Source organism: Aminobacterium mobile DSM 12262, from assembly GCF_000526395.1.
Lineage (GTDB): Bacteria > Synergistota > Synergistia > Synergistales > Aminobacteriaceae > Aminobacterium > Aminobacterium mobile.
The window spans coordinates 819,064-843,986 of sequence record NZ_JAFZ01000001.1 but is presented as its reverse complement, the minus strand read 5'-3'; the positions used below and the strand labels follow the sequence as shown (position 1 = coordinate 843,986).

The following is a 24,923-nucleotide window of genomic DNA, read 5'->3' as shown; positions in this document are numbered from 1 at the left end:
TCATGGGGTCCTTTTTCATACCCCTCTTTGAATCTCACTCGCAGAGATACTGTATATAGAGGGCAGCCTCGTACAGTCCATCCACGACTGTTCCTGTTGGCAGGTCTCCGTTACTCTTCTCTTCCATCGTTCTGCCATATCCAGTTCGAACCAATATGAAAGGACATCCTACATTTTGAGATAAAAGCAGATCCGGTTCGTTATCTCCCACAACCCAACTCAAGGAAAGGTTCAATGCCAAGTCCCTCACCGCCTGCATAACCAGGCCAGGGGACGGCTTCCGACAAAGACACTGTTTCTTATACGGAGGAGTCCCAAAAAGGGGATGGTGGGGGCAATAATAATATCCATCAATGGAGGCACCTTCATCCTCAAGCATACGTTCAATTTCTTTATGACAAGCCTGAACGAAGGGTTCATCAAAATATCCTCTGGCAACGCCGCTCTGATTAGAAATAACTACAATGCTAAAACCTATATCTCTTAAAATTTTTAAAGCATCAACAGCATGAGGCACAAGCTTAATTTGACTCATTTCAGACAGATACGGAACATGCTCTATTAAAGTGCCATCCCTGTCCAGAAAAACCGCCGGCTTCATAAGATTATTGTATGGCACTGCGAGCTAAGGAAAGAAGTCCCTCTATGTACGGTGACAGTCCGTCAAGAAGAGGTATAACTTCATTCCGGATAATATATGCTAGTTCCAGCATCTGCGCCTTCTCCAAAGCTAGAGATGCCTTTTTCAACGCCCCCTCAAGGTGTGCCCAGGTCTCTTTAAGCTTTCCATCTCCAAGATCTTTATCCTCAGCGCCGAGCAAGAATTGAGAGTTCCGCATAGTATGCAGCAACCACCCAATTCCCTCTATCCCCTGCTGGAGGCTCTTTAACGCCTTATCCGTTTCTTCTCCCTCGAGAAACTCCACGATGCGTTCCATGCCATTCAACAGGGCAGGGAAATAAGATTCTGCACTCTCCAGAGATTCCAATACACATTGGCGAATGGAGGTACTTAAAAAATCAACTGTCTCCACCCCTTGACAGGAAAGAAAAACGTCCTCTTCAACCTCTTCTCCGTCCACTTTAATAGAGTGAAGAATCCGCCCCTTGTCCAGAAGCCGTTGCTGTACCTCTTTCAATAGGAGCTCTTTATCATCTAAATTCAGCTCTAGTTCTTTTCCGTCAATGGTTATTATCAATATTTGTTTCCTCCCTCTAACGCCCGCAAGGTAAAACGCCTTTCCACCAATCGATCATATCCACAACTGTTTCTTCGAGCTTCCGGCAAGGAAACCAGCCTGTATCTTTCTTTATTTTGGAAAGGTCATTCCAATAAATAAGCTCGTCAACAGCTCGAACCAGTTCTGGGTCTTCCACAACGTGGACATTTTTCTCACAACCCTGTAACACCACGTCAAGGAGGTGCTGCATAGAAACGGCTTCAGCGCCAGAAATATTATACGCTTCTCCGCTTTTCCCTTTTTTCTGCAAGGCCAGAAAGCCTTCTACCGCGTCTCGCACATCAAGGAAAGCCCGCTTCGTATAAAGATTCCCCACTCTGAACTTCGGAGGAATAAGGTCCAAATCTATCTGGGCTCGGCGCATGGTAAAATCGGAAACGACCTCTCCCCTCCGTCGCCTTCCAACGCAATTCCCGATCCGCATCCGGATAATGTCAAGGCCATGAGTCTTAAAGTAGGTATACCCTAACAAATCTTGACCAGCCTTAGACATACCATACACATGAGCTGGGCGGAACGGCTGATCCTCCGTAACTGGCGCCTCAGATGGATCAATGAAGCCGTAAGCAGCCGTGGAAGAAGCGAGCAGAACCCTCGCCTCATGAAGATCGAGCTTGAGCATTGTTTCGAAGAGATTGAGAGTTCCTATTATATTAGACTCTACTGTATATTCAGGTTGTTTGTAGGAAGCCATGGGATAGCTCTGAGCCGCCAAATGGTAAATTACGTGCGGACGAACAATATTCAAGGCTTCTTCCAGATGATCCCGTTGCCGGAGATCAATATTGAAAAGACCTTTCGCATGCTGGCGAGGGACGCTCATATCGTTGGTGGGGCGAAAATAAGAGCCCCAGACCTCGAAGCCCTGACGTGCCAGAAATTCCGAAAGATGGCTTCCTATAAAACCGCCAATTCCCGTAATAAAAATTTTTGTAGACATTCACAACACCTTCTTTAAGCCTTCAGAGAGGCTACAAAACGAGGAATTTCTTCTTGTGCTCTCTGATAATCTTCTGGAACTCCAATGTCGATAAAATATCCTCTGGACTGGAGAGAATGAACTGGCTGCTTTTTTCGCAAGAGCGTCGGCAAAACCTGTTTCTCCCAAGAAAGACGCCCTTCTGGAAGAGATTCTACCACGTGTTTCTTGACTACATATACTCCACCGTTCACAAACCATTCTCCTCTTTCATCGGCAGGAATAGTAACATCCCCAAAGCGCAATACTTTCCCCGCCCCATCGATCTCCACTGGATCCATCCTCTCTATAGACGGCCCTTTTCTAAGCCCTATAAGCACATGAGACCCACGTTCTCGGCTTGTAGAGAACATAGACGGAATATCCACATCCAGAATTGTATCTCCGTTCAGGAAAAGGAAATCATCGTGGTGTATCTGCGGAAGAGCGAAACGCAAAGCCCCCCCTTTATCCAGAGGTGCTGGCTCGAGGCTGTAATTTATAGAGAGCCCCCAGGCCCTTCCATCTCCACAGTATTCCATAATTTGCTCGGCTTTATAGCCTAAAAGCAAAAGACATTCACCAATCCCTCTGCGCGAAAGGAAAGAAAGCAACCAATGAAGAAAAGGTTTACCCTGAATAGGAGCAAGGGCCTTTGGGCAGTCCGAAACAACAGATCGCAGACGAGTGCCGAGACCTCCTGCCAGAATTACAGCCAATTCATGGTTCATGAGGGAATAAAGCCTCCTCTACTAATTTGCATAGAATATGTCCCCATGTGATATGGAGTTCCTGAATGCGGGGAGTGTGTGGGGAAGGAGCCGCTAACAGGACAGAGGAAAAAGGCACCATGTCTCCACCCTTCTCGCCAGTCATTCCAATAGTTTCGAGGTTATTTTCACGCCCCCACTTCATGGCTCTTACCACATTGGAACTTCGGCCGCTGGTAGAGATGCCCACTAACACATCTCCCGGCTCAGCCAAGCCTTCAAGTTGCCTCACAAAAATCTCCTCGTACCCAAAGTCGTTGGCAACTGCCGTCATAATGCTTGTATCTACCGTCAAAGCCATAGCTGGCAAAGCCCTGCGGTTCCTCTCAAAACGGCCAACCAGCTCTGCCGCTAAATGTTGAGCGTCAGCAGCAGATCCTCCGTTGCCACAAAGAAATATTGTTCCACCATGGGAGAGAGATTGTATGAGGATATTAGCTGCTTTTTCAACCTTTTCGGATAGAGCCAATGCCGCCTTTTTAACGCATATAGCCTCTTGCAGCTCTTTTTGTATAACTCCAATCATGGGACCAGCCCCTTCAAAACCTTCTTAAAACGTTATTCTACCACGATGAGAGGAGAAACCCCGAATATGTGGTGCAAAAATTCTATCAAGACATTCACCTCTTTGTCCGATAATTAATATAAAGGATCATACAGAGTAAGGAGGATACGCTATGGCTAGTTCGAACGATCCACTCTTTACAATGCCTGGAGTTGCTACAGGTATAGATTGGGGAGCAATGCTCGATAAAGTTATGGAAAAGGCGAAGAAGCCCGGAGAGGTGTGGCTCCAGCAAAAAGATACACTGGAACTCAAAATTGGGCTCTACAAAGAGCTCTCCGCCTCTATTAAACAAGCAAGTACGGCGTTATCCCCCCTAAAACTTGAGAGCACTTACAGCAGCAAACAGGCTGAATTTATTGTTCTAAGCGGAGGGGCCAACAGTAACGCAATTGTTACGGCAGAGGTTTCGTCTAAAGCAGCTATCAGTCGCCACGAGATCGAAATATTACAAAAAGCGACGCGGGAGACTCGATTCAGCTCTCAAATTAAAGGGACCATGGCTGATGCCGGACTTACAGCAGACGAGACCTTTTATATTTCTATTGGAGGGAAACGAGCCCAAATAGATGTCTCATCCTCGGATTCCCTCCAAAAAGTAGTGGATAAAATTAACAAGGCTACAGATATAACACTAGATGCAGATGGACAGCCCAAAGGAGAAGCTTTGGGGATAACGGCTCGTATTGTAGATAACAGGATTATCCTGGAGAGCCCCGAAACGGGGTTGGGTGAGAAAACTTTTTCATCCACAATCACACGAGGGGCTGACGGGGACCCCGACCTTCTGGATTTTTCTTTCGATAAACAGGCCCCTGCCAACGGCAAGCTTGTTGTGGCTCAAGGTGAAACGACCTATGTGGAAGGTACAGATTTCACAGTGGAGCAAGGAAGTAACAAAATAACGTGGATTGATGGCGGGAATAAACCGGCAGAAGGGTCAAAATACAAGGTATCGTATACAGTTAACGCTAACGTCTACACACTTGATCAGGGAGATAGCGCCCAGGTTTTGAATGTACTTGGACTTAATGCCAATGATGTCGACCACTATATTGCCGCTCAGGATGCCGAATTCATAGTGGATGGGATGAAGATTACCCGTTCGAGCAATACTGTGAATGACGTTCTTGAAGGGGTAACCCTCTCTATCAACGGGCCTGGTAAAGTGACCATGGACATATCTCTTGATGCGGAAAAAGCCGTTACGTCAACTCAAGAGTTCGTCAAAGCCTATAATGAAATTATGGACTGGATTAATATCCGCCTCTCCGAGGAGCTTGTTAAAAATCCTAAGTCTGATTTTGAGCGCAAATGGGGAAAGCTCCATGGAGACTCCACCCTTTGGCAAATTAAAAGTCAATTGCGCTACGATTTAGGAAACCCGGCCCTCATTCCCTTTACAAAGAGGACAGGCAGTCAGGCTGTTTTAGGGACTCTTAAAGAAGAAGGTCTCACCAACGATACATCCTTCACTCTCTCTGTGGGAGACCGCGGCGTAGCTATTGCAGTGAAGCCGGAGGATACCCTCCAAGACGTAGCCGACCGCATCAATAATGCTCATGACTTACGATATAACTCTGAAGGAGAACCATACTCCCCTCCCCTGGCCACAGCTCGGGTGAGCGAGGATCGACTTGTCATCGCTGCCGGAAGCGGGAAACAGGCGTCCGTCTCCGACCTCAGTGGAGTGTTGGGAGTTTTAGGGATGAACGATCCCTATACCCGCCTTTCCCAGTTAGGTATTTCCACAGAAAAGGCCAACTTTGGTAAAAGCGGTAAGTTAGAGTTTAATACAGATAAATTTATGGAAGCCATGAAAAGGGACCCTGAGGCAGTTCAGACCTTCATGACCACCGTCATGAAGCGATTAGACGCCACTATGGAAGGATGTGTCAGCTCCTCCACAGTCGCCGTAGGGGGGACATCGAAACCTAAGGGAAGAATCCCGAGCCAAATCAAGTTCTGGGAAGATCAGATCTCTTCTCTTGACAAACGCATCTCAAACTTCGATAAACAGCTCGCCGTTAGGCAGAAGCGCATTTACAAACAATACACTGATGCTGAAAAAAGGCTGGCTCAGCTTCAACAGCAGCTTTCGTGGATATCTGGGATCTCTTCTCAGCTTGGGATGCAACAAAACAACAAATAAAGGAATAGGATAAAAAGCAAAAAGGACAAAGGAGAGGCAAATGAAGCGCACCTCTACATGCTGGATTCCATGTCCAGCTTTTGGGGCGCTGAACAAAAAGCCTCTCCTTTTTATGAATTTTTTTATTTTTCTCCTATACTGCCACCAATGATTTGGCGTAATGATTCCGGTTGCAGCTGGGCAAACCCAATTCTCCACGCAAGAATAGCCGCTTGCGTGCGGTCCCGTAAGTCTAGTTTCTTAAGAACGTGACTTACATGGTTCTTCACTGTTTTTTCTGAAAGCACCATCTTAGAAGCCACTTCAGCATTACTCAACCCTTGAGACAGCCAGTATAATATCTCTTTTTCTCGGGGTGTCAGTTCATAAAGCTGGTCGTTCTCCTCTTTACGCCGTGAGAAAGAAGTGAGCAGCTTTCCTGCAACGCGAGGATCTACGTAAGGCTGGTTTCTGTTGGCCGATCGGATAGCCGACAAAAGTTCTACTCGCCCAGACGCTTTCAAAACAAATCCCAAAACTCCAGCTGAAGAAAGAGCCGACAGGCTATCTTCATCATCGTAAGCGCTCACAGCCACGTACTTAATATTATGGGGATAACTGTTCAGCTCCCTCACGAGCTGAATCCCATCGATTTTGGGCATATTAATGTCGAAGAGAAGCACATCTGGCTCCCTGTCTCGGACCACCTTCAGCGCCTCTTCCCCATCTCCAGCTTCACCGATCACCTCTATATCCGACTCCAGCTCTAACAACTTTTTGACGCCATCTCGAAAGAGTCGATGGTCATCCGCGATAACCAGGCGTATCGGATCCATAGCTCCACCTCCACGTACTCTTTTAAAATCATTTCACCATAGCTATGGTATAGTTTAGTTGTTTTCGCAAAACTATACCGTACTTCTATCTTCCATACAGTTGGGACTTCAGCCCTAATTATAACTTATTTTATAAAGAGAGGCACAAATTTACAGATGATTCAAGGAATAAAGGATAAAGAACTAAAAATACAACCGACTATCAGGAAAAGAATCGGCAAAGCGCTAGGGGATTACTCCATGATCAACGATGGGGATAAAATAATGGTGGGACTCTCTGGAGGAAAAGACAGTCTCATGTTGCTCACAGCCCTCGCGTTGTTCAGGAAACGATCACCTCGCCATTTCGACCTCGCCGCTTGCACAGTAGATATTTCCGGGGGACATTTAGACACCAAGCCTCTAACCAACTTTTGCCACTCTTTAGAAGTAGATCATTTTATCACTCTCTACCCTATATCGGAAATAATAAAAAACAGGGACGAAAAATCTCCCTGCAGTTTTTGTGCAAACCTTAGACGAGGAATTATCAGTTCCGTAGCTCAAGATAAAGGATATAACGTTCTGGCTTTAGGGCACAATCTTGACGATGTGGCAGAGACTGTGCTTATGAACTTATTTCAAACTGGCCGATTCAAATGTTTTCAACCTCGCTTCTGGCAAAGTCGAACAAACGTCTGGGTCATCAGGCCCCTCATCTACGTAGGTGAGGAAGAGTTGCGCAGTGAAGCGGTGCGACTCAATCTGCCTGTCGTTCAAGAAGTTTGTCCTTTTTCTCTAGATACTCAGAGAAGCCGCACCCGCTCTCTCATTGGGGAGCTTGAGAAAGAAGCTCCGTGGATCAAAGTCAATATTCTTCACGCCCTCTCCTCAATACGTTCTTCCGACATATGGCAAAAGGAAAAAGAGGAAGACTGATAGAGCCCCCCCGAGACCTGTTGAGGTGAGTTGGAGCAAAAGGGGAAGGCAGATAGCGAAACACTTGGTCCGTAATTTTGTGCCACGCTTACAAAATGGAGAATAGGGGAAGGCTGAGTACGAGTCGCCAAGAAGACAAAGAAAAGGGAGGAGCTCACATACGAAGCTTCTCCCTCATCTATTATTTTTTTAATCGGGTGTCTCTACTTCAACAAACCAGAGACAATCATGTCTATAGCTTCGTCCGCCGAAAGCCCTTTCGCCATAAGTCCGACTATTTTATCGTCGGCAATTCGACCTATAGCTGCCTCATGGGTCACTTCCGCTTCCGGGTGAGATGCTCGCACCACAGGAGAAGCATCGGCCACAGCGTGACCTTGAATCACTTCCGTGCAATCAACATGGCCTTTCGCACCTGAAGCCGCCCCATCAATCATGCCAAGGAAACTCCCTCTACTGTGATCCTTCAAAACGGTACGAGTCTTAATAAGCGCCGAACTATTCTGTCCAGACAATTTTACAACATCCTGAATTTTAACTTGATCATCATGTTTCCCATAGACCTTTGAGGTAAGCTCTACATGGCTCCCCTCTCCAACAGCATCTATATCGATCTTAATATCAAGGGTACCGATCTGCCCTTCTACTAACGTAAAATCATTTACGTACCGGCCGCCATTCTGAACTGTCACTTTCGTTACAGGCCGAACGTCCATCTGGCTCTTCGGTCCGTGAAAATGGAGCTCTCTATAAGCAACATCCGCTCCCTCCCCTACCTCCACAAGGCCTTCCATGGCGTGAAGGAATTTTTCTGCATGAGGGAACACACAGTGAGCTAAAAACTCCACCTTCGCCCCGCGGCCTACTACAATATGACTTACGATAACCTGCCGCCCATCTTTGCGGACATCGCCAAAACAGAGATGAACAGGCTCTTTCACCTGCGTCCCTTCTTCTATCTCAATAAAGGCCTTTACTCCATCGTCTGTTTCGTAAGCCTCAATATGGACTCCTTCTATTTCATGATAGTCAACAACTTTATTCGCTTGAATAAAGGCATACGCTCCTTTGCGATGGTTGAAATAGCCATGGTTGGGAGATTGGGCAGCAATAGAAAGGATCTCTTGAAACTCTTCGCTAATCTTTGCCACGGCGAATCACCTGCTCTTCACATCCGTCACAAGGGCGGCACTGAGACATAAAATAGCGTTTTACAGCTGAGGCACTGCCTTCCAATATAATTCGGCCATCGCACATAAGGTATGATCGGTCACAACCTGCCGCCACATCTTCCCGGTGGGTAATCACCATTACGCCACTTCCACCATCTGCCAAGAGACGCAAAAGCCCCATAACCTCCCGCAAAGCGAGCAAATCCACCCCTGAATCCGGTTCATCCAAAATAGCCAGTTGAGGTTTCATTAAATAAATGGAGGCAAGTTCTATGCGTTTCCGCTCCCCCCCTGAAAGGCTCTTATCTATACAGCGATCCAGAAAAGAAGAATTCATTTGAATAAAAGACATGGCTTCTTCCAGATCTCGTTCTGAACAACTTTTTGCTCCCGTGCGAAGATAGTCTCGAATTGTAATACCCTCATATCTTGCTGGGAGCTGCCACGCCAACGTTATACCTGCTCTGGCACGCTCGGTAATAGCCCACTGGGTAATATCCTGGCCCTGGAAAAAAATAGTCCCTTTAGCCGGAATATAGTCTGGCACCCCCATCAGCGCATAGGCGAGGGTCGACTTCCCTGCTCCATTTCGACCTAATACACCTGTCACTTCTCCAGCCTCTACGCGGAGGCTTAAATCCCTCAGTATCGTCGCATTTCCCCGACGAACTGTTATGGAATGTACGTTCAGGAGAGACGTATCCATACTTCCCCAATCCCTTCTATTCAGCTTTACTTATTCTTCCTTTTACATAATCTACAGTCTGCAAGCCCACCAGGATTCCCATCCAGCCGGGGTTAAGTTTTTATGTTTTATATAGTCTCTAATCTGCCCTGTATTCTAACACTTTTCCTGCGATGGGATGGCGATCGTACGTTGAGAAAGCAATGCGGAAAAACCGCGGGCTTCTTCTGCGAAAGACTGATAGCCTGGCCTCTCCATCAAACCGTATGTATAATGTTTCCCTTGCTCTACTCCTGGCTGATCGAAAGGATTTACATCCATCACCCCGCCAGTAAGAGCTGTGGCAAACTCGAAGAAATAGATAAGCCCTCCAAGATGCTTCGCATCAAGTTTCGGTATCTCCACCCAAAGAACCGGACGCCCTGCCTTAATGAGGGCGGAAGCTGTGGAGAGCTGCTCTACATCCCGTAGCCGATTCATTGACTGATTGAAAAGATATGAAAGAGAAGACAGGCTTTTATCTTTAGAGAGAGGAATTGTAATATCCTCATCCACATGCTTCACATGTACTAATACATATAATTTGTCATCTGGCCCTTCCGTGTATAACTGAAGCTGGGAATGTTGATCGATAGTTCCAAGAGCCTTAATGGGGGTAGACCCTCTTCCTGCCTTCCCCAGGCTCTCCCCCCAAAGTTGAGCGAACCAGTCACTGAACATGGCGAGTCCGTCAAGATATGGAATAAAAGCAATCATATTCCTTCCTCTGAGATAATGAAGCCAAGTGAGTCCCGCAAAAACCCAGGCTGGATTCTGTTCCATTCCCTCCAGATCGACGAGAGACTGCGCCATTTCGCGGGCCCCGCAAAGAAGGGCTGGCACATCTATTCCAAGAGCAGCGGCAGAAAGCAACCCCACCGGGGAAAGAACAGAGTAACGGCCTCCAACAGTGGAAGGAAGCTCTAACGTAAGACAGCCTTGCTCCAGAGCAAAATCCTTCAGCAGACTCTCTTTCAGATCGGTAATCACTACTGTCTGCCTGGCTGCTTCTTCTTTTCCCACAGCCCTTTCCAAACGTTCCCAGGAAAAGAGGAAGTTTGCCATAGTCTCAGCAGTAGAGCCCGACTTGCTTGCTACAATCAAAGCAGTACGTTTAGGATCCACACACTTCCACATAGTCATGTTCTCAAGAGAATCTACATTATCGGAAATATAGAAACGAGGCCTCCCTTTTTCATGACAAATTTCGTTCCAATACGGGGGCAAAAGAGCAGAATGAAGCATTTGATTCCCTAACGCTGATCCGCCAATCCCTATCTGTATCAACGCATCAAAAGAAGCGAGGGATCTTCCCACTTTCATTACCTCTGTAGGATCAGAGTAAGGTAAAAGGAGCCATCCCGTGCCCTGCAAACCGTCACGAGATCGCTCCTTTATCTGTTGAGCCGCCTGTCTAAGGCGAGACGAAAGGTTCTGAAGTTCCTGAAACGTTGCTCCTCCCGAAACAAGATGGGAACCTAGAGCAGCTCCTAAATGGAGCTGAAGCAAGGGTTTCATTTTATGACCTCCCTATATCTGAACTCTGTAAGAATTTTATACTCTTTCTCACCTCAAAGCTATGGGAAAGTATAAAAGACAGATATGGGAGAGTTGAAGAAATGCAAGCTATGCCTTTAGTTTTTCAATTTCTTCGTCGATAGCCTGTCGGTCAAACCCCACAATATACTTCTCATCAAACTGCACCACTGGAACTCCCATCTGGCCAGTCTTTCGTACCATATCCATAGCCGCCTCCCTATTTTGGGAGACATCAATTACTTCAAAAATCATCCCTTTTGAAGTAAGATATTCTTTGGCTTTTGTGCACCAGGGGCATGTGGGAGTGGAATATACTTTAATCATTTTGTTTTCCTCCTTTTCTTGAAGGATATACCCTCTATAGGTATATTACATCCCTCCCCCTGATTCGTCAATTCTTGCATTTGGATAAAGTAGGGGGTAATGTTTTTCCTTGTGCAAAATAGCAAAAAACTTGAGGTATAGTAGGAAGGATTCGTGGCATAATTTATATTGACAAAATAAATATAACATATAAGGTATCGAGATGAGAGTGGATAACACAACCCCAAATAAATTTACCCCCAGTACATCTTCGATACAACGAGGAGGAAACAAAGTGTACAAAATAGTCTCCAAAAAGCTTGTCGTACCGAAGGAGTTCGACGTATGGGTCGAGGCTCCAAGGGTAGCGCGACATGTCCAGCCCGGACAGTTCGTTATTATTAGAACGAACCCAAAAGGTGAGCGGATTCCTCTCACAGTAGCTGATTTTGACAGAGAGAAAGGGCTCATCAGGATGATCTTCCAGATTGTAGGGAAGACGACAGCAGAGTTTGCCGAATTGAACGAGGGAGATTCTCTCTCTGATATTCTCGGACCTCTGGGCACTCCTAGCGAGATCAAGCATTATGGAACAGTGCTTGGCATTGGTGGCGGAGTAGGAATTGCGGCTCTCTTCCCCATTATCCGCGCTTTGAAGGAAGCGGGAAACAAGGTTATTACCATCCTTGGCGGACGGAATAAAGACCTTGTAATCATGAAGGAAGAGTGCGAGCAAGTCTCTGATGAACTCATTATCACTACCGATGATGGCTCTGCAGGAATGAAGGGTGTGGTTACTGATGCCATGGCTCTCTTGTCAGAGCGTGGCGAGAAGATCGACCAGGCTTGGGCCGTTGGTCCTTCTATCATGATGAAATTCGCTTCTTTCAAAGCGAAAGAATTGAACATTCCCATTTTCGTCTCACTCAACCCCATCATGATCGATGGAACTGGTATGTGCGGTGGCTGCAGAGTAACAATCAACGACCAGATCCGATTTGCCTGTGTCGACGGGCCAGAGTTCGATGGTTGGGGCGTGAACTGGAACGAGTTCATGAACCGTCTGCGACAGTACAAAGACGAGGAAAAAATGTCTTTGGAAAAATTTCAGGCTGAAATGGGTGAATAGGAAATGGCGTTGAATATTGCTCCTAAAAGACTGCCCGTTCCCGAGCAATCACCAGAGGAACGGATTAAGAATTTTAATGATGTTGTTATAGGTTATAGCATTGAAGAGGCTGTAGCAGAAAGCTCTCGGTGCCTTCAGTGCAAGAATGCTCCGTGTATTAAAGGGTGCCCAGTCTCCATTAATATCCCAGCTTTCCTTAAAGCTATTAGAGAAAAAAATCTGGAAGAATCGTATGAGATTATTACCCAGTACACAAACCTTCCTGCAGTGTGCGGACGTGTCTGCCCTCAGGAAAAGCAGTGTGAAGGCGTTTGCACTGTAGGGAAAATAAAGGGATATGATCCTGTCTCTATCGGTAAAATGGAGCGTTTTATAGCCGACTGGAAAGCTGAGCATGGCAGCAAAGAGCCACCTAAGGTCGTACCTCAGACGAAAGGGAAAGTGGCGGTTGTAGGTTCTGGCCCTTCCAGTTTGACAGTTGCTGGCGATTTGGCAAAAATGGGATATAAAGTAACTGTTTTTGAGGCATTGCATGCCGCAGGCGGAGTTCTCATGTATGGCATTCCTGAGTTCCGTCTTCCTAAAGCTATCGTACGCCGTGAGATTGAGAACATTAAGGCTTTAGGCGTAGAGATTCAGACGAATACCGTCGTAGGACGGAGCGTTACCATTGAAGAAATTCGTGATAATTACGATGCCATGTACATTGCATCCGGAGCAGGAACTCCTCATTTCATGGGAATTGCTGGAACAAGCTTGAATGGCGTGTATTCTGCCAGTGAGTACTTGACCCGAATCAATTTAATGCATGGATATGAATTTCCTAAATACGACACCCCTGTGAAAGAGTCAGAGAAAGTGGTTGTCGTAGGTGGCGGAAACGTGGCTATGGATGCTGCCCGTTCCGCTCTTCGTCTCGGCGCGAAGAACGTGCAGGTGGTTTATCGCCGCTCTCTTGAAGAGCTTCCTGCCCGTATTGAAGAGTACCATCACGCCGTAGAGGAAGGCGTCGTATTCAACTGGCTTACAAACCCTGTAGAGTACGTAGGAGACGACAAGGGCAACCTGGTGGGAGTCAAGTGTATCCGCATGGAACTTGGCGAACCTGACGCTTCTGGCCGTCGCCGTCCTCAGCCCGTTGCCGGCAGTGAGTTTACCCTTGAGGCCGATACTATTATTGAAGCTATTGGACAAGGCCCCAATAAAGTCTTGCTCAACGCTTTCCCTGAACTGAAGCTCAATAAGAAGGGATACATTGAAGCCGATGAAGAGACAGGGCAAGCAGACCCAGACTGGGTTTTTGCTGGTGGAGATATTGTTACCGGAGCCGCAACCGTCATATTGGCCATGGGCGCAGGAAAGAAAGCGGCTGTAGCCATCGACGAATATATTTCCACAAAAAAAGCAGGAGAAAAAAAGTAACGTCAGCATATACAAAGGAGGGACGCTAAGATGTCTATAGACGAGAGAAAAGCGGCTAAATGGGAAATGTTTCGTAAAGAAACTTTAGAAATAGCAGCAAAGCGCCTGAACGCCGATTTTGATCGCTATATTGGTTCCTTAACTGAACGGGCATGGAAACATGTCATGTCAGAAGGTGTTCTTAGCCCTGAAAAAGCAGAGGCGACTATGTGGAAGTTCTTCTCGGAAGATCAGAAGAACCGTTAGCTCTGTGTCTTGGCATACCTCCGCACATTTATTAATGTACATAAACCAGAAGGGGCCTCGTTGAGGCCCCTTCTGGTTTATTTCTACATTCCATATTCTATGCTTCTTATTATTCTTCTTCCTCTTCCTGCTTGTGCTCAGCAATAACCTTTTTCGCAACATCCCCCGGAACTTCCTCATAATGGTCGTACTCCATAGAGAATGTTCCTCGACCAGATGTCATGGAGCGAAGGACAATAGCGTATTTAAACATCTCCGCAAGAGGAACCTGGGCTCTCACGACCTGCAAGCGTCCGTGGCTGTCTATACCTAATATTCGGCCGCGACGACTGTTAAGGTCGCCCATAACATCACCAAGGTACTCTTCGGGAACTATAACTTCCACAACCATAATGGGTTCAAGAAGTACTGGGTTCGCTTCAAGAATTCCTTTCTTGAAAGACATGGATGCTGCAATTTTAAAGGCCATTTCAGAGCTATCCACTTCGTGATAGGAACCAAAGAAAAGCTCGGCCTGAAAATCTACCGTGGGGAATCCCGCTAAAGGACCTTTCGACAGAGCTTCTCTAAGCCCCTTCTCCACTGCGGGGATATACCCTTTGGGCACAGCACCGCCTACAATTTTATCTTCAAAAACAAACCCGGCTCCTCTCTCTAGGGGCAAGTAACGAATATGGACGTCTCCATACTGCCCACGGCCGCCAGTCTGCTTTTTATATTTCCCCTGAGCTTCAGCTTTTTTCCGTATTGTCTCTCTATAAGGAACCTGGGGCGTTTTCGTTTCGAGTTCAACTCCGTAACGCTCACGTATGCGAGAAAGAACAATATCTATATGCATGTCGCCCATACCCGACAAAACGTTATCGCCAGTTTCCGGGTTCTTTTCGAAGGTAAGGACTGGATCTTCCTCAAGAATTTTATGAAGGGCGTTGGAAAGTTTATCCTCATCAGCGCGGCTCTTGGCCAACACTGCAACGCTATAAACAGGTTTAGGGAAATTAATGGGGGGGAACTGGATATTCTGGCTTTTTACGCTTACTGTGTCGCCAACTTGGGTGCTATGAAGTTTCGGAATGGCTACAATATCACCCACAATAATTTCTTTTTCGTCTGTTCCATCTTTCCCCTTCATGAATTTAAAAGAGCTGATGCGCTCTTCTTCATCTCTATTCACGTCATAAAGAATTCCATCGCTGGCCAAGTGGCCTGAAAAAACTCTGATATACGAGAGCTTACCGACATAAGGGTCTACCATTACTTTAAAGCAAAGTCCTGAAAAGGGCGTATCCAGACTTGCCTGTATTTCTACTTCTTCTTCCCCTACCATAGCCTTTCTGTGATGAGACTCGAGGGGGGAGGGAAGCATATCCGCTAGAAAATCAAGGAGCTGGTGAGCACCGATATTGGCCGTTCCAGAGCCAGGGAGGATGGGGAAAATGTGCCGTTCTCGTATTGCCTTTCTTGCAGCAGCCATAAGTTCATCGCTGGATATTTCTTCCCCTTCCAGATACTTCATCATGAGTTCGTCGTCGGCTTCCACAATCGACTCTACAAGAGACTCTCTCAAAGAAGCCACTTCGTCAGCCATCTCTGAGGGAACATCACTTTCAGAGAAAGAACCTGAACCGTCATTTTTATAAAGGTACGCTTTCTGCTTCAGTATATCTACAAGACCATTGAAAGAAAGCTCTTCTCCCACTGGGAGAAAAAAAGGAGCTGCTTTTTCGCTCAACTGTTCTTTTATATCCGCTACAGTTCTAGAAAAATCAGAATTTTCACGATCGAGCTTACTTACAAAGAAAACTACAGGGATCTCAAAATCTTCTGCAAACTCAAAGGCCTTTCCAGTCTGCACTTCTACACCATGGAGACCGCTTACGACTGTTAATGCCGCGTCAGATACTCGCATAGCGGAACGCATCTCGCCTATAAAGTCAGCGAAACCTGGTGTGTCGAGAAGATAGAGTCTCTTGTTCTTACGATCCAAGGTTACCAGAGCGGTGTTGATAGAAATCTGCCGTTTCTGCTCTTCTGCACCAAAATCTGCAACGGTGTTGCCGCCTTCGATGGTCCCCATTCGGGAGATATCGCCGTTGGAAAAGAGCATAGCCTCCACCAAGGACGTCTTGCCGGCTCCACCGTGAGCTACAATGGCAATACTTCTGATGTCTTCAGGTTTGCGCGTTCCCATACCCTACTACCTCCTCAAATATGCCCCCTACTGCCACAGCGTTCAATGGCCAGCATTCAGGCTGTTTTATAGTCTTGAAATGATACTGTCTTATCTTACGCATAGCCGATTCGATAGTCAATAAAACAAAGGGCAGGGAACACATACCCTGCCCAAACACAACGCTATATTCCAAGCAATTTCTCAAGAGCCGAAACAACATCCTTCGGATCCGCCTGCCCTCGAGCTTCTTTCATAACAAGCCCTTGGAGAAACTTCTTTTTCTTGCCCTTTTTGTCCTCTCCGCTTCGGATAACTTCCACCACATCACTATTGTTATCCAACACAGATTGAACCATCTCTTCAAGCTGAGCCCCTGTTATGCCGCCTTCCTGAACACCACAGGCCTCCATCGCCTTCTCCAAAGAGAGACGCCGGTCCACCATCGTGTCGAGAACTTCTCGAGCTGCCGTTGTAGAAATTTTATTATCATCAACTTTAGCGATAATCTTCGCTAAAATTTCAGGAGCTACAGGGAAATCAGCAAGCTCTATTTTCTTGTCGTTCAAAATTCTAAGCACTTCTGTCCTGACCCAATTCGCTGCTCGGGCAGGAGTCGCTCCAGCACGAACACAGGCTTCATAGAAGTCGGCAAGGGCCACATGTTCTGAAAGAATCATAGCGTCAACATCCGAAAGCTCATATTCTTTTTTGAACCGCTCCACTTTTTCCCATGGAAGCTCGGGCAATGTGCTCTTGATCTTCTCCACAAAACCTTTGGGAAGAATGAGAGGTGGCAAGTCAGGCTCAGGGAAATAGCGATAATCATGAGCCTCTTCCTTGCTTCTCGTCGCCATTGTCACTCCATCTACGTCGTTCCAATGGCGGGTCTCCTGAACAATAGTCTTCCCTTCAGCCAAAAGCTGGCTTTGACGTTTAAATTCATATTCCAAGGCCCGTTCCAAAGCCCGCAGGGAGTTGAGGTTCTTTACCTCGGCTCTATCGCCCCAACGACCGTCGGAACACTTCACCGATATGTTGGCGTCTACCCGCAACGAGCCCTTCTCCATATCGCCATCAGACACTTCAAGATATCTCACAAGTTGTCTGAGTCTTGATACATACTCTTTAGCCTCTGCTGCCGAACGAAGATCTGGTTCAGAAACTATTTCCGCTAGAGGAACGCCTCCCCTGTTATAGTCCACGAAAGACTGATCGGCTCCAGCCAGTCGGCCGTCTGTAGCTTCATGCACAAGCTTTCCGGCGTCTTCCTCCAGATGGAGACGTGTGATCCGTATCTTATGAGGGCCGCCTTCCTCAGTCGTTATCTCAACATACCCCTTCTCCGCTATGGGAAGGTCGTACTGGCTAATCTGATAGGCTTTAGGTAGGTCTGCATAAAAATAGTTTTTACGATGGAACCGCGTGGCTTCCCGTATTGTGCAATTTAAGGCCAGACCAGCCCTTACTCCATATTCCACAGCTTTCCCGTTCAAGGAGGGAAGAGAACCAGGCAACCCAAGACAAGCTGGGCATACATTCGTGTTAGGAACCGCCCCAATATAATCCGTAGAGCAAGAGCAGAATATTTTTGTCTTCGTAGCGAGCTGCACGTGAATTTCAAGACCGATAACCGGGGTAAAAGTTAGTTTAGACATTAACGAGCACCTCCCTTGGCAATAGGAGCCGCACCAAAGGTTTTTTCATGAACAGATGCAATAGACAGAAGGCTCTCTTCCGCCCATCGCGGAGCTATGAACTGCATGCCTATGGGAAGACCTTCCGACGTATACCCTCCATTGAGGGAAAGAGCTGGAAGACCTGCCAAGTTCACTGGCAACGTAAAGACATCTGTAAGGTACATTTGGATTGGGTCATCTTCAAAGGAGCCCTTCTTGAAAGCAGAGGTCGGTGCTGTTGGCAACAAGACAGTGTCCACACTGCCAAATGCCGACTTAAATTCCTGGGTAATCAGCTGGCGAACCTTCTGAGCCACAAGATAGTAGGCATCATAATATCCCGAACTTAAGACATACGTGCCTACAAGAATCCGGCGTTTTACTTCAGGGCCAAAGCCTTCAGCCCTTGTTTTCATGTAGAGGTCGATAAGAGAGTCAGCCTCTGTAGAAAGACCGTAGCGGACGCCGTCAAATCTCGCTAAGTTGGAACTGGCTTCAGCCGGCGCTAAAATATAGTAGCAGGCAAGCCCATACCCGATCGTAGTGGGGAGGGATATTTCCACTATCTCCGCCCCTGATTCTTTGCAGAAAGCCAAAGTTGTATCGAAGGTCGCGCGAATGTCCGGATGCAATGCATATCCTTCAAGCTCTTTAACCACGCCTATTTTTTTACCAGCTAATGACTCTGCGCAAAGAGCGCCCGTGTAGTCTGGCCGAGGGCGTCGGCTACAGGTGGAATCTCTTTCGTCGCTCTTTCCTATGGTATTGAGAATAAGAGCTATATCTTCCGCTGTTCGCGTAAAGGGGCCGATCTGGTCAAGGGAGGAAGCAAACGCTATGAGCCCCCATCGGCTTACAAGGCCGTAGGTAGGTTTAAACCCATATACTCCGCAAAAAGAGGCAGGCTGACGAATAGACCCTCCTGTATCGCTTCCCAGGGCAAAAGGCACATACCCAGCCGCCACAGCCGCGGCACTTCCCCCAGAGCTTCCTCCTGGAACTCTCTCGTAATCCCACGGATTAGATGTTGGGCCGTAAATAGAGTTTTCTGTTGTGCCTCCCATGGCAAATTCATCGAGATTTGCTTTCCCCAAAAGCACGGCTCCCGCCTCGTTCAGAAAGTCAAAAACAGCTGCATTATAGGGGGGCTTCCACTGGCCAAGAATCTTGCTGGCACAAGTGGTAGGAATACCTCGAGTACACATATTGTCTTTCAAAACGAAGGGAACCCCTGCCAAAGGAGCCAGTTCTTTCCCCGCAGCCCGTGCCTCATCTATTTCTTTTGCCTTACATCGTCCCTCTTCTTCCGTGACCGTCAAAAGAGCAGATATGTGAGTCTCCAGAGACCGCGCCCGGTTCAGACACGCTTCAAAGACGTCGCTGGCAGAAAAATCGCCCGACGAAATACCTGAAGCAATTCGAGCAGCTGAAAGTTCATAGAGTTCCATCTTACTCCTCCTCTACTATCCGGGGGACTCTGAAAAAGTCTCCATGACGATAAGGAGCTTCGTTAAGAGCCTCTTCTCTCACGGAGCTGTCTATCTCTACATCTTCTCTCCAGGGAATCTCTTCATCTACCTTTAAGGCAAATGCATCTATACCCTGAAGATCCAGTTCGCTAAGTCGATTGAAGTAAGCCATAATTTTTTCAAAATGCTGATGCATGGCTTTAACCTCTTCTTCGCTGATCTCCAATCGGGCGAGCGCAGCTACATGCCTGATATCTTCTGCCTCGACAGCCATCATCAATCCTCCTATTTATCACCCACGTATGGGTGTATCATCTTCAAAAACTCATCTTCATCAATTACCGTAACCCCAAGTTCCCGCGCTTTTTGGAGCTTGCTGCCTGCCCCTGGCCCTGCCACAACTATAGAAGTTTTTCGACTGACACTCGAAGAAAAATCTCCGCCAAGTTTTTTAACAATACCTTCGGCATTGTCTCTCGTCATGGACTGAAGTTCACCTGTAAAGACAAAACGCTTCCCTTCAAAAGGGACAGGGCCCTCCTCTACCTCTTCCGCAACAGCCATAGTGACGCCCGCTTCTTCAAGGTGACGGAGCATCTCTTCGTTAGCCTTGTCATGAAAAAAAGCCCGGATAGACGCAGCTATCTTAGGACCTACCCCATCGATAGTGGAAAGCTCCTCTTCCGGCGTATTTCTGAGTTTCTCAATACTTCTAAAGTTATTCGCCAAAATATCGGCTACTTTCTGTCCTACAAGGCGAATGCCAAGGGCCGTCATAACCTGCGACAATGATCGGCTTTTAGATTTTTCAATAGCCTGAAGCAAATTTTCTACCGACTTGTTTCCCATGCGATTTAACGTCAGGAGATCGTCGCGGCGGAGAGCAAATAAATCGGCCATATTTCGGACCATCTGCCGTTCCACAAGCTGCGCTATCAATTTCGTTCCAAGCCCTCGAATGTCCATAGCAGCTCTCGACGCAAAATGAGCTATGCCTTCCCGGAGCTGGGCAGGACAAGACGCTCGGTTCGGACATCGCAGGGCCACCTCGCCGGGGATCCGCACCACAGGAGAACCGCAGGCTGGACAGGTTTCAGGCATGTTAAAAACTTTCTCTGAACCGTCCCTATCCTCTAAAACTACGCTAACAACTTCAGGTATTATCTCTCCTGCCTTACGAACCCGTACCCTATCGCCAACTCGAACATCTTTTCGCCGTATCTCATCTTCATTATGAAGACTCGCTCGCTTGACTATGCTCCCTGCCAAATGTACAGGTTCCAGATGGGCGACAGGAGTAAGAGTCCCTGTTCGCCCCACTGATACCTCGATTTCCAAGATACGACTCACTTTTTCTTCTGGCGGATATTTAAAGGCAACGGCCCATCGAGGAGCTTTCGCCGTTGTGCCTAAATCCTTCCAAAGACCCACCTGATTGACCTTTACCACCACTCCGTCGGTAGCATAAGGAAGATGGAAACGATTTTCTCGCCACTTTTCTATGAAGCCATCTACATCTTTTCGATCTTTACACACACACCAGGCCTTCTGTACGGGAAAACCTAAGCGGAGCAGCCACCCTAAAATTTGTGACTGGTTCTCAAGGCCGTAGGCTTCTGGATCAATGAGGTGGTAAAGAAAAATCGAGAGTTTTCGTGACGCCGTAACAGAAGGATCCAGCTGCCTCAAACTTCCAGCCGCAGCATTTCTGGGGTTGGCAAAAAGAGGCTCCTCCGCCTCCTCTCGCTCCTCGTTCAAAGCAGCAAACTGTTCCCTCGTCATTAACACCTCGCCACGGACTTCCAGACGCCCGGGAATTGCTTCTCGTAATTTAAGGGGGAGAGAGCGAATTGTCCGCAAATTAGCCGTTACATCTTCGCCAATCCGGCCATCTCCACGAGTTGCCCCTCGAACAAAAACTCCATCTTCGTAAAGAAGAGAAACGGCAAGACCGTCTATCTTAAGTTCACAAATATACTCCAGACCGGCAAGCCCCAGCGCTTCAGAAACTCGATCAAAGAAAGGCCATAGCTCCTCTTTCGATAGCGCGTTATCGAGACTTAAAAGTGGAGATTCATGAACTACTTTTTCAAACCGGTCAAGAGCAGCCCCTCCCACTCTGTGTGTAGGAGAGTCTGGATCGTCGAACTCTGGAAACAGCTCTTCTAGATGGACCAGCTCTTTAATGAGGCTGTCATACACATCGTCTTCAACAACAGGGCTGTCAAGTACATAATAAAGATATGCGTGATGATTAAGTTCGTCACGAAGGGCTTCTATTCGTTTCCTCGCTTCTTCACGATCCACCAAAAGAGCCTCCTTTATGCTTTCGGGCGCATGGTGGGGAAAAGAATGACATCCCTTATAGACTTGGAATCCGTCAGGAACATAACAAGTCTGTCGATACCAATCCCAAGGCCGCCAGTGGGAGGCAAACCATATTCTATTGCATTAATAAAATCTTCGTCAAAGACGTGAGCTTCTTCGTCCCCCGCTTCCTTCTTCCGCAGCTGATCGAGGAATCGCTCCCGTTGGTCTATAGGATCGTTGAGCTCACTGAAGGCATTGGCTACTTCAGACCCACAGATGAAAAGTTCAAAACGATGAGTGTAATCAGGGTTCTCGGGATCGCGCTTCGCCAATGGGGAAATTTCAGTAGGATGCCCTATAACAAAAGTAGGTTGAATCAGTTTGTCTTCAACAAAAGTCTCGAACATTTCGTTCAAGACCCCAAAACGGCTCTCCGTCCCCTTCAACTCTACTCCATGGGCAGTCCCTATCCGCCGTGCGTCTTCATCGTTCGTAATAGTATTAAAGTCCACGCCAGCATATTCCTTCACTAAATCAAGCATTGTAGCCCTTCGGAAAGGCTTGCCGAAATCCAATTCTACGCCCTGATAATTCACTGTCATATCTCCTACGGCAAGAGCGGCATTGTGAATAATTTCTTCCGTAAGATCCATCATGTCATTATAATCGGCATAGGCCCAATACACTTCCATAGCGGTGAATTCGGGGTTGTGCATTGTGTCGATTCCTTCGTTCCTGAAATTTTTACCAATTTCAAAAACTCGGCCATACATACCCACAATTAACCGCTTTAAGAAAAGCTCCGTAGCTATCCTCAGGTACATTTCCACTCCTAAAGCGTTATGGAAGGTTTTAAAGGGACGAGCATTCGCACCCCCAGCCAAGAGAGAGAGGATGGGCGTTTCCACTTCAAGGGTTTCATGATCTGTCAACGTTTTTCTTATAGAGGCAATAATCGCTGATCGTTTCCTGAAGTTTTCCCGCACATCTGGGTTCACCATAAGGTCAAGGTAGCGCTGACGGTAGCGAACCTCCGTATCTTTAAGCCCATGCCATTTTTCCGGAAGCGGGCGAAGGGATTTAGAGAGCAGCGTACATTTTGTAACCAATAAGGTCAATTCTCCGCGACGAGTTCTAAAGGGATACCCTACGATTCCTACAAAATCTCCGCTATCTACCCATTTCTTAGCAAACTCGTAGGATTCCTCTCCCATTGCATTAAGCTGGAAATAAAGCTGCATCGTATCCGTTTCATCTTGCAGATTGGCAAACATGGCCTTCCCATGCTTGCGCAAAGTCATAATTCGACCAGCTACCTTGAGACGTACTTCTTCGTCACTCTGGTCTATCTCCAAATGGTCAAAACGTTTACGTACCGCACTTAAAATATCCTCTCGATTCCACCGCTCGACGAGGTACGGATTATATCCTTCTTCCTCTTTTAACCTTTCAAGTTTGTCTTTCCGCTGACGGAATATTTCCTCTTCGGGAAGAGCTGTCTGATCTGTCTTCGTATCTACATTGGCCGACACATTACTTCTCTCCTTTCAAGATAGTGCCCGCAGCTGCCCATCAGTTGTTTCATTTCCTTCCAGCCATGAATGCCGGCGCTCTCCCGTCGGAATTCAGCTATTCCTGGGGTTCCTTTAAACATACCTGAGAGAAGCCGCTTTACTAATATTTCAGCCAGTCTTGGACTGGTCTCTTCTGCAATATGATCCCCCAATTCAACCATCATGGATATTTTTAAATCAATGGAGGGACATAACAATCTATTATCCACCGAAAAGCCCAAAGCTGCCAGTGTTTGAGGGAAGATAAAGGGATCTTTCAGTGCTCCTCGGGCAATAAAAACCGTAACACACCCTGCTTCGAGATACTTTTCTACGTCTTCTACCGAAAAAACATCTCCACTCGCGCTTATATACCCGGGGAAAGAATGGGCTATTTCAGCTATTTTTTCTCTATTTGCCGTTCCAGAATATCGCTGTGCAGGAGTCCGACCATGGAGACATATATTATCAGCACCTGCACGAAGAAGTTCCTCACAAAAATAAGATGTCGAATATGGTAAAAACTCGGGACATATTCTTATTTTTACCCACACTGGCAGGCCCATTTTTTTCAGTTCCTCCACCATGGATACAGCCTTGTCGGGGAACTCAAGTAATCGGGAACCCGCCCCTTTTTTCAACACTTTCGGCATAGGGCATGCCATATTAATGCCTAGGGCTGCGAAGCGGTCTGGAGCATTATGAAGGGCCTTCTCTGCTCCTCGAACTAACGTTTCCACATCCCCTGCAAAAAGCTGTAAGATTGTGGGCTGCTCGCCAGGACAAATAGAGAGCATACGAGACGTCTTCTCATTCTCCCGTATCAGTCCGGAACAACTCACCATTTCTGTATGGACAGCCGCGGCTCCAATTTTTTTAAAAAAGAGCCTGAGCGGCGGAATTGTTACGCCAGCTAGAGGGGCCAAAATAAGAGGAGAATCCAGGGGAATTCCTCCTATAGTTCGTAGTCCTCCAAAGGTTTTATTCTTTACTTGGCACGTTTCTTTCATATATAATACGCAATCCTTCCAAAGTAAGCCACGGATCAACTTTCCCTATCACTTCTGATATTTTTCCTATAGCTTCTGAATGGCCTCCAGTAGCAACTACGAGACACGTCTCACCCAACGCCTCCCATATCTTGCGGGCTAAGAAATCGACAAGTCCGGCATTCCCATAAATGATCCCCGACTGAATAGATTCCATCGTATTGTTCCCAATAACACAAGAAGGCGCTTCGAGAGATACTTGGGGCAGTTTCGCAGTACGGCCAAAGAGAGCCTCCATTCCGGAAATAAGCCCCGGTGAAATTGTTCCGCCAAGATAGGCGCCATCTTTCGACAAAACATCAAGAGTAATGGCCGTACCGAAATCCACCACAATCAAGGGCGCTCCATAACGAGCCTTTCCTGCCACCGCATTCACAAGACGGTCGGCACCTACTTCCAGAGGCGCTCCATAACGAACTTCCATGCCGAGATCTAATTTTGAAGAGACCTTGACACAATCTAAATGAAAATAATTATAAATTCCCTCTCGTATGGCCACATCCAAAGCTGGAACAACGCTCGATAATATAGCTCCTTTTATATTCTCTGGTTTAATTCCAGCTATGTTCAGCAAGTTAAGGAGATAAATGCCTATCTCATCAGAGGTATGACGTTCTGAAATAAGCCGCCAGTGAGCCAAAAGCTCCTCCCCTTTATATATACCCACTACCGTTGTGGTATTTCCTACATCCAGGACTAACAGCATGCCACTGCCTCCTCCCAAATATCTATGTGTCTC

General features: G+C 47.0%; 23 protein-coding genes. 5 read left to right on the top strand and 18 right to left on the bottom strand.

Annotation, left to right across the window (positions count from 1 at the left end):
• Positions 1-34 precede the first annotated feature (34 nt).
• The 5 genes from K360_RS0104050 to K360_RS0104030 are packed head-to-tail and all read right to left on the bottom strand — an operon-like array spanning position 35 to position 3,495.
• Positions 35-601 (bottom strand): D-glycero-alpha-D-manno-heptose-1,7-bisphosphate 7-phosphatase, encoded by a 567-nt coding sequence (locus K360_RS0104050; RefSeq protein ID WP_024821911.1) that lies wholly within the window; start codon positions 599-601, stop codon positions 35-37.
• Positions 602-605: 4 nt separating this feature from the next.
• Positions 606-1,199 carry a hypothetical protein gene (locus K360_RS0104045; protein ID WP_024821910.1) on the bottom strand — a complete coding sequence of 198 codons (594 nt, stop codon included), beginning with the start codon at positions 1,197-1,199 and terminating at the stop codon, positions 606-608.
• 16 nt (positions 1,200-1,215) lie between these two features.
• Positions 1,216-2,181, bottom strand: a complete 966-nt coding sequence (locus tag K360_RS0104040) for a GDP-mannose 4,6-dehydratase (protein ID WP_024821909.1) — start codon at positions 2,179-2,181, stop codon at positions 1,216-1,218.
• Positions 2,182-2,195: 14 nt separating this feature from the next.
• Positions 2,196-2,930, bottom strand: a complete 735-nt coding sequence (locus K360_RS0104035; RefSeq protein WP_034326254.1) for a nucleotidyltransferase family protein — start codon at positions 2,928-2,930, stop codon at positions 2,196-2,198.
• Positions 2,920-3,495, bottom strand: a complete 576-nt coding sequence (locus K360_RS0104030) for a D-sedoheptulose-7-phosphate isomerase (protein ID WP_024821907.1) — start codon at positions 3,493-3,495, stop codon at positions 2,920-2,922. Before K360_RS0104030 ends, K360_RS0104035 begins: the two co-directional genes overlap by 11 nt.
• 151 nt (positions 3,496-3,646) lie before the next feature.
• On the opposite strand from K360_RS0104030, the gene fliD reads away from it, so the two are divergent.
• A complete protein-coding gene (gene fliD, locus K360_RS0104025; protein ID WP_024821906.1) occupies positions 3,647-5,686 on the top strand; it encodes a flagellar filament capping protein FliD in 2,040 nt (679 codons plus the stop codon).
• Between the two features lie 122 nt (positions 5,687-5,808).
• Here the strand turns inward: fliD and K360_RS0104020 are convergent, their stop codons facing one another.
• On the bottom strand, positions 5,809-6,501 hold the full coding sequence (locus K360_RS0104020) for a response regulator (RefSeq protein WP_024821905.1): 693 nt from the start codon (positions 6,499-6,501) through the stop codon (positions 5,809-5,811).
• A gap of 156 nt (positions 6,502-6,657) precedes the next feature.
• On the opposite strand from K360_RS0104020, the gene K360_RS0104015 reads away from it, so the two are divergent.
• Complete coding sequence (locus K360_RS0104015) at positions 6,658-7,419, top strand: tRNA 2-thiocytidine biosynthesis TtcA family protein (protein WP_024821904.1); 762 nt, start codon at positions 6,658-6,660, stop codon at positions 7,417-7,419.
• 203 nt (positions 7,420-7,622) lie between these two features.
• On the opposite strand, the gene K360_RS0104010 is transcribed toward K360_RS0104015, so the two are convergent.
• The 4 genes from K360_RS0104010 to K360_RS0103995 form a co-directional block, all read right to left on the bottom strand.
• Positions 7,623-8,570 carry a SufB/SufD family protein gene (locus tag K360_RS0104010; RefSeq protein WP_024821903.1) on the bottom strand — a complete coding sequence of 316 codons (948 nt, stop codon included), beginning with the start codon at positions 8,568-8,570 and terminating at the stop codon, positions 7,623-7,625.
• Entirely contained in the window at positions 8,557-9,297 is a 741-nt protein-coding gene (locus tag K360_RS0104005) for an ABC transporter ATP-binding protein (RefSeq protein WP_024821902.1), read from the bottom strand. The genes K360_RS0104010 and K360_RS0104005 overlap by 14 nt, the downstream gene beginning before the upstream one ends.
• A gap of 135 nt (positions 9,298-9,432) precedes the next feature.
• The gene (locus K360_RS0104000; RefSeq protein ID WP_024821901.1) at positions 9,433-10,833 is read right to left on the bottom strand and encodes a glucose-6-phosphate isomerase; all 1,401 of its coding nucleotides are present in this window, start codon (positions 10,831-10,833) and stop codon (positions 9,433-9,435) included.
• 108 nt (positions 10,834-10,941) lie between these two features.
• A complete protein-coding gene (locus K360_RS0103995; protein ID WP_024821900.1) occupies positions 10,942-11,178 on the bottom strand; it encodes a glutaredoxin domain-containing protein in 237 nt (78 codons plus the stop codon).
• A 274-nt stretch (positions 11,179-11,452) separates the two neighbouring features.
• Here K360_RS0103995 and K360_RS0103990 point away from each other — a divergent pair, with 274 nt between their 5' ends.
• The 3 genes from K360_RS0103990 to K360_RS0103980 are packed head-to-tail and all read left to right on the top strand — an operon-like array spanning position 11,453 to position 13,954.
• Complete coding sequence (locus K360_RS0103990; RefSeq protein ID WP_024821899.1) at positions 11,453-12,286, top strand: sulfide/dihydroorotate dehydrogenase-like FAD/NAD-binding protein; 834 nt, start codon at positions 11,453-11,455, stop codon at positions 12,284-12,286.
• Positions 12,287-12,289: 3 nt separating this feature from the next.
• Complete coding sequence (gene gltA / locus K360_RS0103985; RefSeq protein ID WP_156923336.1) at positions 12,290-13,708, top strand: NADPH-dependent glutamate synthase; 1,419 nt, start codon at positions 12,290-12,292, stop codon at positions 13,706-13,708.
• Between the two features lie 30 nt (positions 13,709-13,738).
• A complete protein-coding gene (locus K360_RS0103980) occupies positions 13,739-13,954 on the top strand; it encodes a hypothetical protein (RefSeq protein ID WP_024821897.1) in 216 nt (71 codons plus the stop codon).
• Positions 13,955-14,063: 109 nt separating this feature from the next.
• Here K360_RS0103980 and fusA read toward each other — a convergent pair whose 3' ends face one another.
• The 8 genes from fusA to K360_RS0103940 all read right to left on the bottom strand — a co-directional run bounded on the left by fusA (position 14,064) and on the right by K360_RS0103940 (position 24,890).
• Positions 14,064-16,145, bottom strand: a complete 2,082-nt coding sequence (fusA, locus tag K360_RS0103975) for an elongation factor G (protein WP_024821896.1) — start codon at positions 16,143-16,145, stop codon at positions 14,064-14,066.
• 164 nt (positions 16,146-16,309) lie between these two features.
• Positions 16,310-17,782 carry an Asp-tRNA(Asn)/Glu-tRNA(Gln) amidotransferase subunit GatB gene (gatB, locus tag K360_RS0103970; protein ID WP_024821895.1) on the bottom strand — a complete coding sequence of 491 codons (1,473 nt, stop codon included), beginning with the start codon at positions 17,780-17,782 and terminating at the stop codon, positions 16,310-16,312.
• Positions 17,782-19,251 carry an Asp-tRNA(Asn)/Glu-tRNA(Gln) amidotransferase subunit GatA gene (gene gatA, locus K360_RS0103965; RefSeq protein ID WP_024821894.1) on the bottom strand — a complete coding sequence of 490 codons (1,470 nt, stop codon included), beginning with the start codon at positions 19,249-19,251 and terminating at the stop codon, positions 17,782-17,784. The genes gatB and gatA overlap by 1 nt, the downstream gene beginning before the upstream one ends.
• Before the next feature lies 1 nt (position 19,252).
• Entirely contained in the window at positions 19,253-19,549 is a 297-nt protein-coding gene (gatC, locus tag K360_RS0103960) for an Asp-tRNA(Asn)/Glu-tRNA(Gln) amidotransferase subunit GatC (protein WP_024821893.1), read from the bottom strand.
• Positions 19,550-19,557: 8 nt separating this feature from the next.
• Complete coding sequence (ligA, locus tag K360_RS0103955) at positions 19,558-21,579, bottom strand: NAD-dependent DNA ligase LigA (RefSeq protein ID WP_024821892.1); 2,022 nt, start codon at positions 21,577-21,579, stop codon at positions 19,558-19,560.
• Between the two features lie 14 nt (positions 21,580-21,593).
• Positions 21,594-23,114 carry a lysine--tRNA ligase gene (lysS, locus tag K360_RS0103950; protein WP_024821891.1) on the bottom strand — a complete coding sequence of 507 codons (1,521 nt, stop codon included), beginning with the start codon at positions 23,112-23,114 and terminating at the stop codon, positions 21,594-21,596.
• Positions 23,099-24,145: a tRNA dihydrouridine synthase gene (locus tag K360_RS0103945; RefSeq protein WP_024821890.1), complete on the bottom strand. Its 1,047-nt coding sequence runs from the start codon at positions 24,143-24,145 to the stop codon at positions 23,099-23,101. The genes lysS and K360_RS0103945 overlap by 16 nt, the downstream gene beginning before the upstream one ends.
• Positions 24,117-24,890 (bottom strand): type III pantothenate kinase, encoded by a 774-nt coding sequence (locus tag K360_RS0103940; protein WP_024821889.1) that lies wholly within the window; start codon positions 24,888-24,890, stop codon positions 24,117-24,119. The genes K360_RS0103945 and K360_RS0103940 overlap by 29 nt, the downstream gene beginning before the upstream one ends.
• Positions 24,891-24,923 lie beyond the last annotated feature (33 nt).

Coding starts and splice junctions, on each gene's coding strand:
- K360_RS0104050 (WP_024821911.1), bottom strand. CDS start 601: ATGAAGCCGGCGGTTTTTCTGGACAGGGATGGCACTTTAATAGAGCAT.
- K360_RS0104040 (WP_024821909.1), bottom strand. CDS start 2,181: ATGTCTACAAAAATTTTTATTACGGGAATTGGCGGTTTTATAGGAAGC.
- K360_RS0104035 (WP_034326254.1), bottom strand. CDS start 2,930: ATGAACCATGAATTGGCTGTAATTCTGGCAGGAGGTCTCGGCACTCGT.
- K360_RS0104030 (WP_024821907.1), bottom strand. CDS start 3,495: ATGATTGGAGTTATACAAAAAGAGCTGCAAGAGGCTATATGCGTTAAA.
- fliD (WP_024821906.1), top strand. CDS start 3,647: ATGGCTAGTTCGAACGATCCACTCTTTACAATGCCTGGAGTTGCTACA.
- K360_RS0104020 (WP_024821905.1), bottom strand. CDS start 6,501: ATGGATCCGATACGCCTGGTTATCGCGGATGACCATCGACTCTTTCGA.
- K360_RS0104015 (WP_024821904.1), top strand. CDS start 6,658: ATGATTCAAGGAATAAAGGATAAAGAACTAAAAATACAACCGACTATC.
- K360_RS0104005 (WP_024821902.1), bottom strand. CDS start 9,297: ATGGATACGTCTCTCCTGAACGTACATTCCATAACAGTTCGTCGGGGA.
- K360_RS0104000 (WP_024821901.1), bottom strand. CDS start 10,833: ATGAAACCCTTGCTTCAGCTCCATTTAGGAGCTGCTCTAGGTTCCCAT.
- K360_RS0103995 (WP_024821900.1), bottom strand. CDS start 11,178: ATGATTAAAGTATATTCCACTCCCACATGCCCCTGGTGCACAAAAGCC.
- gltA (WP_156923336.1), top strand. CDS start 12,290: ATGGCGTTGAATATTGCTCCTAAAAGACTGCCCGTTCCCGAGCAATCA.
- K360_RS0103980 (WP_024821897.1), top strand. CDS start 13,739: ATGTCTATAGACGAGAGAAAAGCGGCTAAATGGGAAATGTTTCGTAAA.
- fusA (WP_024821896.1), bottom strand. CDS start 16,145: ATGGGAACGCGCAAACCTGAAGACATCAGAAGTATTGCCATTGTAGCT.
- gatB (WP_024821895.1), bottom strand. CDS start 17,782: ATGTCTAAACTAACTTTTACCCCGGTTATCGGTCTTGAAATTCACGTG.
- gatA (WP_024821894.1), bottom strand. CDS start 19,251: ATGGAACTCTATGAACTTTCAGCTGCTCGAATTGCTTCAGGTATTTCG.
- gatC (WP_024821893.1), bottom strand. CDS start 19,549: ATGATGGCTGTCGAGGCAGAAGATATCAGGCATGTAGCTGCGCTCGCC.
- K360_RS0103945 (WP_024821890.1), bottom strand. CDS start 24,145: ATGAAAGAAACGTGCCAAGTAAAGAATAAAACCTTTGGAGGACTACGA.
- K360_RS0103940 (WP_024821889.1), bottom strand. CDS start 24,890: ATGCTGTTAGTCCTGGATGTAGGAAATACCACAACGGTAGTGGGTATA.